12 protein-coding genes and 3 tRNA genes are annotated in these 13,221 nt (G+C 68.5%); 4 read left to right on the forward strand and 11 right to left on the reverse strand.

What is annotated here, in order from left to right; translation table 11 throughout:
• Positions 1 to 459 precede the first annotated feature (459 nt).
• The 7 genes from NRB56_RS12155 to NRB56_RS12185 all read right to left on the reverse strand — a co-directional run bounded on the left by NRB56_RS12155 (position 460) and on the right by NRB56_RS12185 (position 6,310).
• Entirely contained in the window at positions 460 to 2,271 is a 1,812-nt protein-coding gene (locus NRB56_RS12155) for an ABC transporter ATP-binding protein (protein WP_319942884.1), read from the reverse strand.
• A 287-nt stretch (positions 2,272 to 2,558) separates the two neighbouring features.
• The gene (locus tag NRB56_RS12160; RefSeq protein ID WP_153341539.1) at positions 2,559 to 3,359 is read right to left on the reverse strand and encodes a DUF998 domain-containing protein; all 801 of its coding nucleotides are present in this window, start codon (positions 3,357 to 3,359) and stop codon (positions 2,559 to 2,561) included.
• Positions 3,360 to 3,447: 88 nt separating this feature from the next.
• Positions 3,448 to 3,864 (reverse strand): very short patch repair endonuclease, encoded by a 417-nt coding sequence (locus NRB56_RS12165; protein ID WP_153341541.1) that lies wholly within the window; start codon positions 3,862 to 3,864, stop codon positions 3,448 to 3,450.
• Between the two features lie 98 nt (positions 3,865 to 3,962).
• The gene (locus NRB56_RS12170; protein WP_153342074.1) at positions 3,963 to 5,108 is read right to left on the reverse strand and encodes a DNA cytosine methyltransferase; all 1,146 of its coding nucleotides are present in this window, start codon (positions 5,106 to 5,108) and stop codon (positions 3,963 to 3,965) included.
• A gap of 194 nt (positions 5,109 to 5,302) precedes the next feature.
• A tRNA-Arg gene (locus NRB56_RS12175) sits at positions 5,303 to 5,375 on the reverse strand.
• A gap of 41 nt (positions 5,376 to 5,416) precedes the next feature.
• Positions 5,417 to 5,506: transfer RNA gene (locus NRB56_RS12180), tRNA-Ser, on the reverse strand.
• A gap of 87 nt (positions 5,507 to 5,593) precedes the next feature.
• Entirely contained in the window at positions 5,594 to 6,310 is a 717-nt protein-coding gene (locus NRB56_RS12185) for a dienelactone hydrolase family protein (RefSeq protein WP_153341542.1), read from the reverse strand.
• Positions 6,311 to 6,434: 124 nt separating this feature from the next.
• On the opposite strand from NRB56_RS12185, the gene hisC reads away from it, so the two are divergent.
• The gene (hisC, locus tag NRB56_RS12190; protein WP_319942885.1) at positions 6,435 to 7,514 is read left to right on the forward strand and encodes a histidinol-phosphate transaminase; all 1,080 of its coding nucleotides are present in this window, start codon (positions 6,435 to 6,437) and stop codon (positions 7,512 to 7,514) included.
• On the opposite strand, the gene NRB56_RS12195 is transcribed toward hisC, so the two are convergent.
• Positions 7,502 to 8,425, reverse strand: coding sequence for an alpha/beta hydrolase (locus tag NRB56_RS12195; protein WP_319942886.1), 924 nt, complete (start codon positions 8,423 to 8,425; stop codon positions 7,502 to 7,504). The two genes, hisC and NRB56_RS12195, sit on opposite strands and share 13 nt — an antisense overlap.
• A gap of 299 nt (positions 8,426 to 8,724) precedes the next feature.
• Between NRB56_RS12195 and NRB56_RS12200 the strand changes: the two genes are divergently transcribed.
• Positions 8,725 to 8,812, forward strand: a tRNA-Ser gene (locus NRB56_RS12200).
• A 26-nt stretch (positions 8,813 to 8,838) separates the two neighbouring features.
• Here NRB56_RS12200 and NRB56_RS12205 read toward each other — a convergent pair.
• Together NRB56_RS12205 and NRB56_RS12210 are read right to left on the reverse strand one after the other, a co-directional pair.
• Positions 8,839 to 9,291 (reverse strand): hypothetical protein, encoded by a 453-nt coding sequence (locus NRB56_RS12205; RefSeq protein ID WP_153341545.1) that lies wholly within the window; start codon positions 9,289 to 9,291, stop codon positions 8,839 to 8,841.
• A 269-nt stretch (positions 9,292 to 9,560) separates the two neighbouring features.
• Positions 9,561 to 9,995: a hypothetical protein gene (locus tag NRB56_RS12210; protein WP_153341547.1), complete on the reverse strand. Its 435-nt coding sequence runs from the start codon at positions 9,993 to 9,995 to the stop codon at positions 9,561 to 9,563.
• Between the two features lie 195 nt (positions 9,996 to 10,190).
• Here NRB56_RS12210 and NRB56_RS12215 point away from each other — a divergent pair, with 195 nt between their 5' ends.
• Positions 10,191 to 11,177: an NAD(P)H-quinone oxidoreductase gene (locus NRB56_RS12215; RefSeq protein ID WP_319942887.1), complete on the forward strand. Its 987-nt coding sequence runs from the start codon at positions 10,191 to 10,193 to the stop codon at positions 11,175 to 11,177.
• A gap of 7 nt (positions 11,178 to 11,184) precedes the next feature.
• Here the strand turns inward: NRB56_RS12215 and NRB56_RS12220 are convergent, their stop codons facing one another.
• A complete protein-coding gene (locus NRB56_RS12220; protein ID WP_153341548.1) occupies positions 11,185 to 12,390 on the reverse strand; it encodes a cysteine desulfurase-like protein in 1,206 nt (401 codons plus the stop codon).
• An 87-nt stretch (positions 12,391 to 12,477) separates the two neighbouring features.
• Between NRB56_RS12220 and NRB56_RS12225 the strand changes: the two genes are divergently transcribed.
• Complete coding sequence (locus NRB56_RS12225) at positions 12,478 to 13,056, forward strand: bacterial proteasome activator family protein (protein ID WP_153341550.1); 579 nt, start codon at positions 12,478 to 12,480, stop codon at positions 13,054 to 13,056.
• Positions 13,057 to 13,221: the final 165 nt, after the last annotated feature.

Consider the following 13,221-nt stretch of genomic DNA (forward strand, 5'->3'; position numbering starts at 1 on the left):
GCGCGCTCGGCCACACTGCCTCCGTCCGCTGCCCCGGAGGATGCCGCGCCGTCCGGATGAACCGCATCCGGCTGGAGCACTCCGCCGGCCCGGATTTCACCGAATGAACTGCCACCGACGGCTTTTCCGCCGAGCGGCGGCTCGGATCCGGTTGCTCCGGCCGATATCGGGTGTCGCGAGGTGTCGTCGGCCTGGCCGGGCGCACCGCTGCCGAACCGCTCGTCACCGAATGCGCTGTCGCTGAACACAGTTCCATGGAGAGCGGTCCCGGATCCGACGCCTCCGGTCGATCCGGAGCGTTGCGTGGTGCCCCAGGTTGAGCGGAAATCATCGTCCGGCAACCGATCGCCCGGCACGGCCGAATCGAGGTTTTTCCGGGTGCCGGTCGATGTGGCGACCTCCGCGGCCGGCACGGCCGGACGGTCGTTCACGGCTTGATCCGTTGGCGTACAGGACGTTTTATCGGGCATGGACCCGGGCATCGACCTCGCCTCCCATCAATTCCCGGTAGCGCGAACAGGTTTCGAGCAGGTGCTCATGTGGGCCGTCGGCGATGATGCGGCCCTCGTCGAGGACGGCGACCCGGTCGGCCCAGGCCGCGGTGGACGGGCGGTGGGCGACCAGGAGGACGGTGGCGCCGGCCAGCGCCGCGCGGAGGCGCGTCTGGACCTGTTCCTCCGTGTCCACGTCCAGGGCCGACAGCGGATCGTCCAGCACCACGAGGTGACCGCCGGAGTGGCTCTGCCGGGCGAGCACCGCCCGGGCCAGGGCCAAGCGCTGGCGCTGACCGCCGGACAGGCTGAGGCCCTGTTCGCCGATGCGGGTGCGCAGCCCCCACGGGAGGGCCTCGACGAAATCGGTGGCGCGGGCGACCTCGAGTGCCGCCCGGACCTGGGCCTCGGTGGCGTCGGGGTAACCGAGCGTGACGTTCTCGTGCACGCTGGCGGAGAACAGGACCGGATCCTCGAAAGCCACCGATACGACCGATCGCAGATCCGTCAGCCGCAGCGAGCGGACGTCGACACCGTCGATGGTCACCGCACCCGATGTGCCGGTGACATCGAACAATCGGGCCACCAGGCCGAGCAGGGCGGATTTTCCGCTGCCGGTGGCGCCGACCACCGCGACCGTCTCCCCCGGTCGCACCCGCAACGAGATGTCGTGCAGCAGATCGCGTTTCGCGTCGGGGAACCGGAAGCGCACGTGATCGAAGCGCAGATCGCCGCGCAGTGGCCGCGGCAGCGGCGCCGGCCGGTCCGGGTCGGTGATCTCGACCGGGGTGTCGATGATCTCCCAGTACCGCTCGGCGGCCGTGCGGGAATGGTTGAGCTCGGCCAGCAGCATGCCGACACCGATGATCGGCCACTGTAGGAAGGTGGTCAGCGTGATGCCCGCGACCAGTGTGCCCAGCGTCAGGTCGTGGTGGACCAGCAGGTATACGCCGATCGCGAGCGCGGCCGCGATTCCGAGCGCCGACAGTGTGTTCAGGGCCGCCCACAACCGGGCGGCCAGGCGCGCTTTCGCCAGCTCCAGGGTCCGCAGCACCTGGGACTGCCGCCCGAAACGCCGCCCGAACCAGGGCCCGCGCCCGAATGCCTTCAGCACCCGGATGCCCTGCGCCGACTCCTCGACCGTGGTGGCCAGATCACCCGACTGGTCCTGGGCGCGCCGGGAGGCCGACCCGTAGTCGCGTTCGAAGCGCAGCGCGAGCACCGCGAGCGGCACCGCGATCGCCAGTTCGACCAGCCCGATCTGCCAGGCGAACACGAACAACAGCCCCAGCCCGACCGCGACCGTGGCGCTCAGGGCCACCAGCGACGGCACCACGAAGGCGAAGAACCGGCGCAGCGTGGACATGTCGGTGACCGCGCGCGAGGTCAGCTGACCCGATTCCATGGCGTCGTGCGCCCCGACCGAGAGGATCTGCAATCGACGGAACATGGTGGCGCGCAACGTGGTTTCGACCGCGGCAGCCGGCGCGGCGATGACCGCGCGCCGCGCATAGGACGAGGCGGCGTTGATCGCCCCGAGCAGCAGCATCAGCATCGCCGGCGCCCAGAGGCCGGACAGCTCGTGCCGGGCGACGGGACCGTCGATGACCCGCGCGGTGATCGCGGGCTGCACGATGTCGCAGATCATGCCCACCCCGGACAGGGTGGCGCTCAGGTACAACGCACGCCGGAAGACCCGCAGGTCCGGCCACAAGCGTCGTAACGGTCCGGAACTCGGAACCGGCACAACTCCCCCCTTCATCGTCTCGAGCAGCGCCACGCGGAGATTCGAATCCACCCACCCCGGTCGCGCGGATACCGCTCGCACTCGACCCGTTACCGAACATTCACTCGAGGGCTTCTCCAGGCTGCCAGCATTCGCCCGAAGGGCCAACCGGTTTTCGCGCCCGCACACCTTCCCGGGAAATCCGGACGGGACCGTCGGCGCAGCTCTCAGCGATTACGCACGGTGCGCACCGCGGCCTGTGAGCGTGCGATGTGACGCTCGTTGCATGACCCTCTTCGAGAACATCCTCGCCCTCGCCGCCATGCTGACCGTGCTCGTGATCATGGCCAGTTCCGGTGTCCTCGCCGCCACCGCGCCCCGGTCCCTGGTGGATGCCCGCCGGTGGCGGCGCTGAGGTCGGCGCGCCGGGCGGTCACGCCCAACTGCACCCCCAGCGCGATCAGCCACAGCGAGATCGATCCGATCTGGATGCGCTGCGCGATACCCAGGCCGTAGTTGCCCGGCAGGTTGTCGGCGATCAGCATCCACGCCGTCACCGCGGACGCGAGAACGAGTATCCACAGCCCGGAATGCCGCAGTACCGGCCAGCGCCGGTATCGGAAGGCCGCCGCGCTGAACGCGATCATCGCCACGAAGATCGACGTCACCGCCAGCGTGCTGGTCAGGGCGTGTACCTGATGCAGCTGCGGGAACAGGCCGCTGTCCTCGGGTTTGGGGCAGGGGTCGGGATGGCAGGTGTGCAGCGGTAACTGGGCGTCGGCGATCGTCGAGATGCCGAAACAGCCCAGCGCCACCCAGGCCGCGATCGACAGCTTGCCCCAGGAATATTCGAAGATCCCGCCGATCGCCGCGAACAGCGCCAGAATTCCGGTGAGCGTGTCCGCGGTGGAGAACACCCAGCCGTAGGAGCGCCCCTGCGCGTCCAGTTCGCTGAGGAACGAGTTGACCGGATCGAGCCCGATCGGCAGCACGAATTCCAGGACCCAGGACGAATAACAGACCCCGGCGAGCGCGACGGCCACGGCCACGCACCAGCGCAGCACCCGCGGGCCCCGGCGGGCCGGTGCCGTCGGCGGGTCCAGAACGGCCGTCCCCGCCCGGCGATGTTCCGTTGGCGTCATTGCCCTCGATTCGTAGGTTCGTCGGCGGCCACAAACTGGTCGGATGGTTGCCTCGGTACCCGCCTCCATCATGACCCACCCGATCGAGTTATCGATCGGCGAGGGCCGCCAGAACCCGATCGGCCGCCGTGACGGCGTCCTCGTGCTCCCAGATCCGCACGACCTGCCAGCCCGCCGCGATCAACCGGGCATCGGTGTCGCGGTCCCGGGTGACGTTGCCGGCCAGCTTCTCCGCCCACCACTGCGCGTTGTTGCGCGGCGAGGTCGCGTGCTGCGGGCAGCTGTGCCAGAAACAGCCGTCCACGTACACCGCCACCCGGCGGCGCGGGAACACCAGGTCGGCCCGCCGGCGCAGGCCGGTCAGCGGGGCCCGGTCGACGAAAAACCGGCATCCGCGGCGATGCAACTCCCGGCGCAACGCGATCTCCGGCGCCGTACCCACTCGTTTCTGCCGCGACATCCGCGCACTCGTCACGGCATCGGTCGCGGGGCGCCCGGAACTCATGCACCACCTCTTCAGCGCCCGGACCGGCGACGATGTTCCCCACCCCGGGAAGTATCCGGGAGAGACTATCAATATTTCGTGAGGCGCACGCCGGACCCTCATGCCGCTTCCCGGGGAAAGCCGCCCATGCGCAGCAGATGATTCTCCACGTCGGCGAGGAATCCAGGTGGGAAGCGCAGGGTTCCGCGCCCGGCCCGGCGCAGGAATCCGGCGGTCGCCCGGGGCGACAGCAGTCGCGCGTCGTCGAGGAACCAGCGGAGGTCCTCGTACGGCTCGTGCACCGGCCAGGTCGACACCGGGACCCGGTAGGCGCCGCCCGCGCGGCCCCAGGCGGCGGTCGGCCAGCGCGGCCCGGTCAGCGGCAACTCCTCGGGCAGGGACTGGTCCGGCAGCGATTCGGTCAGCCGGGAGCCGATCCAGGTCGCCATCCGCACGCTCACCGCGTTGCCGACCAGTTTCCACCGATGCCCGGCCCGGACCCCGGGCGCGTGCACCGCCGGCGCCGTCCAGTCCCGGGAAAAGCCCTGCAGCCGTTCGGCATCGGTGAGTCCGGGGGTGACGATCTCGCCCGAGGGCAGCCGCACCGCGGGCGGGCTCGCGATGCCCAGCCCGGAACCGCCCTTCAGCGTGGGCACCGCGTTCACCGCCCAGCCGAGCCCGCGCACCCCCTCGGTCCAGTAGAAGCCGCACGGATCGGTGTCCGGATCGCCGATCGTGCGCGGCCCGGCCTCGGCGCCGAACAGCACCGGCCGCGGATCCTCGGTGCGCGAGGCCAGCATCAGCACCCGTTGCCGGCGCTGCGGCAGCCCGAAGGCCCGCGCGTCCACGACGCGATAGGCCCAGGTGTAGCCGAGTTCCTCCAGCGCGGTGGTGATGTGCCGCATCGCCCGGCCACGATCCAGTTGCAGCATGAACGGCACGTTCTCGATGAGCAGCCAGCGCGGGCCGCGGCGGCGGCGCACCAGCCGGAACACCTCGTCCACCAGCCCGGAGCGAGATCCGGTGATTCCCGCCGTGCGACCGGCCTGCGACAGGTCCTGGCAGGGGAAACCGGCGGCGACCAGCTCGGTGCCGGCAGGCAGGGCCCGCAGCCGGGTCACGTCGGCGTGCCGCTCGACATCCGGGAAATGCGCGGCCAGCACGGCCTGCGCGCCCGGATCGATCTCACACAGTAGTTCGGTGTGCCAGCCGTGTGCGCCCAGCCCGAGCTCCAGCCCGCCGATCCCGGCGAACAGCCCGACCATCCGCGCGCCCGTCACACCCGTCCTCTCGTCACCGGCCCCGGTCACTCGCCGTCGCGACGAGTTCGTGGGTGCAGGGTACTCGAGCACCGGGGAACCCCCGGTGAACAACTCGCCCTGGAGCCCGCGCAAACGGGAGGCACATCACACACGAAAACAACTGTCCCCCACCGGAATTCCGATGGGGGACAGTTCAGCGCGCCCGAAGGGATTCGAACCCCTAACCTTCTGATCCGTAGTCAGATGCTCTATCCGTTGAGCTACGGGCGCAGGCTTGTTCGATATGTAGTTGTATCGTCCGTTGCCGGACATGGCGGAGGCGAGAGGATTTGAACCTCCGGTCCCCGTGAAGGGACAACTCATTAGCAGTGAGTCCCATTCGGCCGCTCTGGCACGCCTCCTGGAGCCTTCTCTTCGAGGGCACCGGTCCTTTCGAACCGCCGAGACGCAAGAGTACAGAGCAACCGTTCAGGACGCAAAACGGCTGGTCAGCGCAGGTGGCTGTCGAACCAGTCGAAAATACGGGTCACCGCGTCCGCCGGTTCGGCGGTATCGAAACGCGGCTGGTCAGCGCGGTGCAGTTGTCCCGCGCAGGTGACCACCAGGGTGGCGACGGCCGCGGCGGCGGCGGCATCGCGCAACTCGTCGACCAGATCCGCGGGAATCGCGGCATCGTCGGCGCCGTACAACCCCAGCCACGGCGCCTGCAGCAGTGGCGCGGCATGCACCAGCGCGGGCGCGTCCTCGGACAGCGGGGCCGCGATGCCGGGGGCGGCGACACTGATCGCGGCCCCGATCGGGCGATTGGTGGCGACCAGGAAGGCGGCGGTGCCCGCGGTGTCGAAACCCAGCACCCCGACGCAGTCCGGGAACACCCCGCGACCGGTCAGCCAATCGAAGGCGGCGTCGAAGTCGTCGAAGAGATCCTGGCCGAACACGGCGTCCGCGGAGCCGGGATCCGGCTCGCGATGGAACAGATGCGGCGCCACCACGATCCAGCCGTCACCGGCCAGCGACCCCATCAACTCCAGCAGCGGAACGGCGAATTCGCGCGATTCGTGCAACACCACGATGCCGCCGCGACCCACCCCCTCCGGTTCGACGACGGTGATGGGCACCCGTGTCTGCAATGCCGCCTGCGGCCCGCCCGCCGCCTGCGGAATTCGGTCGCGCACGAGTGCAGTGTCCCGGTAGACGCCCGACATGTCGCCATAATAGTTCGCCGATGTAGCTTCGTCAGAAATCCTTCGTAACGGGTGCGCACCCAAAAATTTTCCGGCGAGACGGACAGTGTGATTCCGCTCGTCCGGCACCCTCTACTGTGGTGATGTGAACGCTCGTATTCGCCCGGACCTCGCGTCCATCCCGGCCTATGTCGCCGGCCGTAGCCTGCCCGACGTGGTCAAGCTGGCCAGCAACGAGACCACCTTCGGCCCGCTGCCGTCGGTGTCCAAGGCCATCGCGGAGGCGGTAGAGCAGATCAACCGCTACCCGGACAACGGCGCCGGCGAATTGCGCGCGGCGCTGGCGCAGTTCCTCGGGGTCGAGGTGGCGAATGTGGCCGCCGGTTGCGGCAGCGTAGCGCTGTGCCAGGAACTCGTGCAGATCACCTGCGACGCACCCACCGACGAGGTGATCTTCGCGTGGCGATCCTTCGAGGCCTATCCGATCGTCACCCAGGTCGGCAACGCGCGGGCCGTCCCGGTACCGCTGACCTCCGAGTTCACCCACGATCTCGACGCCATGGCCGCGGCGGTCACCCCGAACACCAAGCTGATCTTCGTCTGCAACCCGAACAACCCGACCGGCACCGCCGTGGGCCGCGCCGAACTGGTCCGCTTCCTGGACAAGGTGTCCGAGCACGTCCTGATCGTGCTGGACGAGGCGTACTACGAATATCTGCGGCTGCCCGCGGACGACTTCCCGGACGGCGTCGCGATCCGCCGCGACCGGCCGAACGTGGTGGTGCTGCGCACCTTCTCGAAGGCCTACGGGCTCGCGGGCCTGCGGGTCGGTTACGCCGTCGGCGACCCCGAGGTCATCACCGCGCTGCTGAAGGTGCACATCCCGTTCAGCGTCAACCGGGTGGCCCAGGCCGCCGCCATCGCCTGCCTGCAGGCCCGGCACGAACTGCTGGACCGCACCGACCGCGTGGTCGCCGAGCGCGAGCGCATGCGCGCCGCCCTGCGGGCCGTCGGCTATAACGTCCCGCCGAGCGAGTCCAACTTCTTCTGGCTGCCGCTGGGCGACCGCTCGGCCGCGTACGGACAGGCCAGCGAGGAGGCGGGCGTGGTGGTCCGCCCCTACGGCGCCGACGGCGTGCGGGTCACCGCCGGCGACCCGCACGAGAACGACCTGTTCCTGACCTACGCCACCGACGCGGCCACCGTCACCCGCTACCTCGGCTGATCCCTACCGCCCTCCAACGCCTGCGCGAGGGTCGGCCACGCGCGAGCCAGATCGTCGGCCCAGTACGGCCACGAGTGGGTACCACTCGGCCGCATATCGACCGTCGCCGGAATCTGCATGCGCGACAACCGATCCGCGAGCACCATCGTGCACAGGTTGGCCCCGGCCTCGAGCGGCCCGCCGAACACGACGGCGTTGAGCGCGTCCACCGTGGCCCCGCTGTCGAACACACCGGGCAGCCCGCTACCCGCGGACAGATAGATCGCCTTGCCGCGCAACGCTTCCGCGTTCATCAGCACATCGTGCGCCGCCCAGTCCGGATCGTCCTGGTCGCCGAACATGTTGTCCGGGTTGCCACCGTAGGTCTGCACCACCGCCCGGGCCTGTGCCTGCCCGAACTCCGACCCCATCGCATAACACCCGCTGTGCGCGGCGACCGCCTGGTACAGCCCCGGATTACGCATCACCAGCATCGTGGCGGCCTCGGCCCCCATCGACACACCCTCGATCGCGTTGTGCCCGTTGCCCCCGAACTCGGCATCGATCAGCGGCGGCAACTCCTTGGTGAGAAAGGTTTCCCACTTGTTGTTGCCCAGCACCGGATCCGGATGCTGCCAGTCGGTGTAGTACCCCGCCGGCCCACCGACGGTCGCCACCACGTTCACATCCTTGTCGGCGAAGAATTCCGCCGCATTCCCTTGATTGAGCCAACTGTTCCCGTCGGCGCTGGCCGCCCGCCCGTCGAGCAGATAGACGGTAGGTCGCGGCATGCCCCGATCCTCCGGCAACAGCACCTGAACCTGCACGGTCCGCGCCATCGCCGGGGAATTCACGAATACTCGCAGCCACCGATCGGAGATCTCCTCGATGTGATCGATCGAGACCTCCTCCGGAGCCACCGGTCGCACCACCCAGGGCGCTCCCCAATCCGCCGACCCGGTCGAGGGAAGATTGGGTTCCGCCTGGGCGGGCGACGACACAGCAAGTGCTGCGTGCGATACGAACGCAGCACTGACGAAGACGCCGGAAAGCCGACGCCACGTGCGGCGACCACCCATGCCGCCCACTCTGACAGCGGCAATAGCAATCCAGCAGCAAATAAACCCGTGTCCATCGAATTGTGACCCACGACACATCTCAGCGGCCCGCCGATTGTGTATCCCCCGCCACCCGCCAGTAGTCTGAAACCGCTCCGGGGAGCCCGGGGCTAGGTGGGTTGCCCGAGCGGCCTAAGGGAACGGTCTTGAAAACCGTCGTGGTTCACGCCACCGTGGGTTCAAATCCCACACCCACCGCCACGTTACGTATCGGCGCGATGCCAGGATCAGTCACTGCTCCGTTGCCGGAAATCGAGTACGGCTCCGAGGAGACCGCTCGACGCGTAGGCCGCGGCCCATATCGAAATCACAATGAGGACGACGAACATCGGTAGCCAGCTGCTTCTTTCGTGATCGACGCTCCACCAGACGCCGGTGAACAGGATCGCGCTGATGAGCAGCAGGATGTCGCGCAAGCCGCCGCGATACGACGCGCCCGCTCGGCGCAATGGCCGGTGCCGGTGGACGGTTGCGACCAGGTCGTCGACGCGGGTGTTGATGCTTCGTTGGAGTTCGGCCCGGCGCTCGACGTCCTCCGGAGGCAGGTTGTCCAGCAGATCCATGTCCTGTCTGATCCCTTTACGGACGTCGGGGCCCTTCAGATAGCCTGCCGCCGCGCCGAGTATCAGTCCACCGGCGATGGGCGCCAAGCCCAGGGCGAGGTCGGCCACAGCGGGCATTGTCGAACTCCTCTCGGCCTCATAATTGCGGGCTGGCCCAGCTGTTCGAACGTTGTTCATTGCACATCCGGGCGGAAAGCGCACCCGGCCACGCCCGTTCGGTTTTGACCACCCGGCGATCTACGGGCGCCGGCCGAGACGGTTCGGCGGTCGGTCGCGGCATCGGTTACGGGTGAGCATAGACGGCGTGGTCGGTGGCGCCCCTCTATGAGGACAGGGCGGTGGTGCAGGAGCGATGAGGTGTGCGGGCACAGGGGCGACGACGGTGTTCACCGATTTTTCAAGAATTCCTCGATATGGGATGTGAGTACAGACCATTCCGAGATGCGCTGCCCGTCCTCGTCGGCGGTGCTGTGCGGTTCTATGAAGTTCCAAGGTTTCGTGGGATCGAATTCTCGGTCGAGTTCATTCAGGAACAGCAGTTGGTTCTGAACATGTACCATCCGGTCCTCGCGATACAGCGGCCAGATCTCCAGGAAGTGGGCTTTTCGGGGGTCGCGCATCGCAGTCACCAGACACGAGATCGTGGCGCCGTGCACGAGACGATTTAGCGCCAGGGACCAGGATGTCTCGTAATCCGTTGCGGTCCAGTGGCCGATCGGCGTCCGGAAGTTCTCGGTGTGATGTCCGAGGGTGAGGGCCCCGATGGCCAGCGTCGGGTCATCTGCCGCGGTTTCGCCGGTCAGGGTGATTGCGAAGGGCACGATGTCAGTCTCTCGTCTGGGCGCTCGGATCTGGGTCGTTCACCCGGATTCGGCGGCCGCACGGTCGAACATTTTCTTGCCGTCGTGACATTGTGCCCGGCGTTGTCCGCGGTGCGACTCACCCGGCGCACCGGACACGCGGGGAAGACGGGGGGAGAGGGCGGGGGTGGGGTGGGACGCGGGACAATCGTGGGCGTGTATGCGATCACATTGGATGGTTTCGGTGGGCCCGAGGTGATGCGGTGGGCTTCGGTGGCGGATCTGCCTGCGCCCGGGCCCGGGGAAGTGCTCATCGAGGTGGCCGCGGCGGGGGTGAATCGGGCCGATTTGATGCAGCGGCAGGGGTTCTATCCGCCGCCGCCGGGGGCCAGTGAGGTGCTGGGGCTGGAGTGTTCGGGGGTTGTCTCTCGGGTGGGGGCGGGGGTTCGGGACTTCGAGGTTGGGCAGAGTGTTTGTGCGCTGCTCAGTGGTGGGGGGTATGCGGAGCAGGTGCTGGTGCCGGAGACTCAGGTGTTGCCGGTGCCGGACGGGTTGGATGTTGTTGCGGCTGCGGGGTTGCCGGAGGTGGCGGCGACCGTGTGGTCGAATCTGGTGATGCGGGCGGGGTTGCATGCGGGGCAGTTGTTGCTGGTTCATGGGGGTGGGAGTGGGATCGGGACGCATGCGATTCAGGTGGCGGTGAGTTTGGGGGCTCGGGTTGCTGTTACGGCTGGGTCGGGGGCGAAATTGGCTCGGTGCAAGGAACTCGGGGCGAGCACGCTGATCAATTATCGGGAGGCGGATTTCGTTGCGGTGCTGGGGGATATGGGTGGGGCCGATGTGATTCTGGACAATATGGGGGCCGCCTATCTCGGGCGGAATGTGGCGGCTCTGGCGCCCGATGGGCAGTTGTGTGTCATCGGGATGCAGGGGGGCGCGCGGGGGGAGCTGAATCTCGGTGCGCTGCTGGGAAAGCGGGGGACGATTCACGCCACGGGGTTGCGGGGGCGGCCGGCTACCGGACGGGCGGGGAAGGCGGAGATCATCGCGGAGGTGCGGCGGCAGTTGTGGCCGTTGGTGGCCGAGGGGGTGGTGGCGCCGGTCGTTCATGCCGAACTGCCGGTGACCGAGGCCGCCGAGGGGCATCGACTGCTCGACTCGGCGGAGACCGTGGGGAAAGTGATTCTGCGGGTTCGGGACTGACGACGGGTCAGCGTTCGAGGGCGGTGAGGGCGCGGCCGAGCTGGTCGATCTCGAATCTTGTCGTGTAGGGGGCCAGGCCCACCGTGACCGCGCCGCCCTCGTCGTTGACGCCGAGGGCGTCGAGGAGGCGGCTGCCGCCGTGGATGCCGCTGAGCGTCCCTATGCGGTGGTCGGCGAGTTTGGCGGAGATCTTTTCCGCTTGCATGCCGGCGATGGTGAAGCTGACCGTCGGGATGCGGGTGGAGGCGCGGCCGATGATCGTGAGGTCGGGGATGCGATCCAGGACGGTCATCAGGTGTTCGAACAGATGGTCCTGATAGTCCTGTAACGAGCTGATCGAGATTTCCAGGCGTTCCCGGCGGGTGCCGCCCGCTTGTTCGTCGAGGCCGGCCAGGTAGTCGATCGAGGTGGTGAGGCCCGCGAGCAACGCGTATTGGTGGCCGCCGACCTCCAGGCGTTCGGCGCCTTTGGCATACGGGTTCAGCGACATCGCGGGGATGCGGTCCAGGAAGGCGGGGTCGCGGAAGACCAGGGCGCCGATCTGGGGGCCGCCCCAGGCGGGGGCGGAGAGGGCTATGACGTCGGCGTTCAGTTCGGTGATGTCGATCAGGGCGTAGGGGGCCGCGCCTACGCAGTCGGCGACCAGTAGACCGCCCACCTCGTGGACTCGGTCGGCGGCCACCCGGACGGCGGGGGCGGAACCGACGATCGGGGATGCCGCGGTGAGGGCCACCAGGCGGGCGGTGGGGCCGATCAGTTCCTCGAACTGCCAGGCCGGCATCTCGCAGGTCTCGATCTCGACCTCGGCCCAGCGCACGTGGGCGCCGTAGCGGTTGGCGATACGCAGCCAGGGGGCCACGTTCGCCTCGTCGTCCAGGCGCGACAGCACGATCCCGGTACCGAGTCCGAGCCGGGAACTCAGGGATTCGGCCAGCCAGGCCAACAGGACCGCGCGGTCGGGGCCGAGTACGACGCCCGCCGGGTCGCCGCCGACCAGGTCCGCGACCGCCTCGCGGGCACCGTCCAGGATCGAGGCGCTGCGCTTGGCGGCGGTGTGCCGGTTGGTGTGACTGAACGCCGAGGTGCGGAAGCCCGTCGACACCGCTCTGGAGACCGAATCCGGAACCAGCATGCCCGCCTGCGGGTCGAGATGGATCCAGCCGTCGCCCAGGGACGGTATGAGGCCCCGAACCCTCGCGACGTCGTAAGTCATGCGAGCCACTCTAAGGGCACCCGGCGAGACGGCGTAACCGTGTTCCCGCATTTAGCGCGCCGCGCCGATACGCGACATGATGGGAACATGACGCACCCGGACGGAGCACCTGATTCCATCGTGGTGATCGGACCCGAGGGCCGACCGCTGGTCGTACCCGCCGGTCAGATCGTCGGCGGACAGGTGGTCGGCGACAGCGGCGACCACGCGGGCGACGCCGACACCGACAGCAAGGACGAATCGCTGGCCGACATGGTCGAACAGCCTGCGAAGGTCATGCGCATCGGCACCATGATCAAACAGTTGCTCGAGGAGGTCCGCGCCGCGCCGCTGGACGACGCCAGCCGCAGCCGCCTCAAGGAGATCCACACGACCTCGATCCACGAACTGGAGCAGGGGCTGGCCCCGGAACTGCGCGAGGAGCTGGAGCGGCTGGCGCTGCCGTTCAGCGACGACGGCATTCCGTCGGACGCCGAACTGCGGATCGCCCAGGCGCAGCTGGTCGGCTGGCTGGAGGGGCTGTTCCACGGCATCCAGACGGCGCTGTTCGCGCAGCAGATGGCGGCGCGGCAACAGCTCGAGCAGATGCGGCACGCGCTGCCGCCGGGCATCCACGCCCCACAGGACGGGCGGCAGGGTACTTCCGGCGGAGGACAGTACCTCTGAGCGCAGCGAGCGGATCACCTCTGAGCGCAGCGAGCGGACCACCTCTGAGCGCAGCGAGCGGATCATCGCTGAGCGCAGCGAGCGGACGACCTCTGCGGGAGCGGCGGATCGGGGTCCTCGTAATTCACCCCGATCGGCTGGTCACTCTCCTGCCGGGGAGCAGAC

It is taken from the genome of Nocardia aurantia (assembly GCF_009604425.1).
Taxonomy (GTDB): Bacteria; Actinomycetota; Actinomycetes; order Mycobacteriales; family Mycobacteriaceae; genus Nocardia; species Nocardia aurantia.

Excerpts from the sequence above, each read along its gene's own strand:
- NRB56_RS12170 (WP_153342074.1), bottom strand. The coding sequence starts at position 5,108 with ATGGTCGGGCTGTTCGCCGGGATCGGCGGGCTGGAGCTCGGGCTGGGC.
- NRB56_RS12185 (WP_153341542.1), bottom strand. The coding sequence starts at position 6,310 with ATGTCGGGCGTCTACCGGGACACTGCACTCGTGCGCGACCGAATTCCG.
- NRB56_RS12160 (WP_153341539.1), bottom strand. The coding sequence starts at position 3,359 with ATGACGCCAACGGAACATCGCCGGGCGGGGACGGCCGTTCTGGACCCG.
- NRB56_RS12165 (WP_153341541.1), bottom strand. The coding sequence starts at position 3,864 with ATGAGTTCCGGGCGCCCCGCGACCGATGCCGTGACGAGTGCGCGGATG.
- NRB56_RS12220 (WP_153341548.1), bottom strand. The coding sequence starts at position 12,390 with ATGACTTACGACGTCGCGAGGGTTCGGGGCCTCATACCGTCCCTGGGC.
- NRB56_RS12205 (WP_153341545.1), bottom strand. The coding sequence starts at position 9,291 with ATGCCCGCTGTGGCCGACCTCGCCCTGGGCTTGGCGCCCATCGCCGGT.
- NRB56_RS12225 (WP_153341550.1), top strand. The coding sequence starts at position 12,478 with ATGACGCACCCGGACGGAGCACCTGATTCCATCGTGGTGATCGGACCC.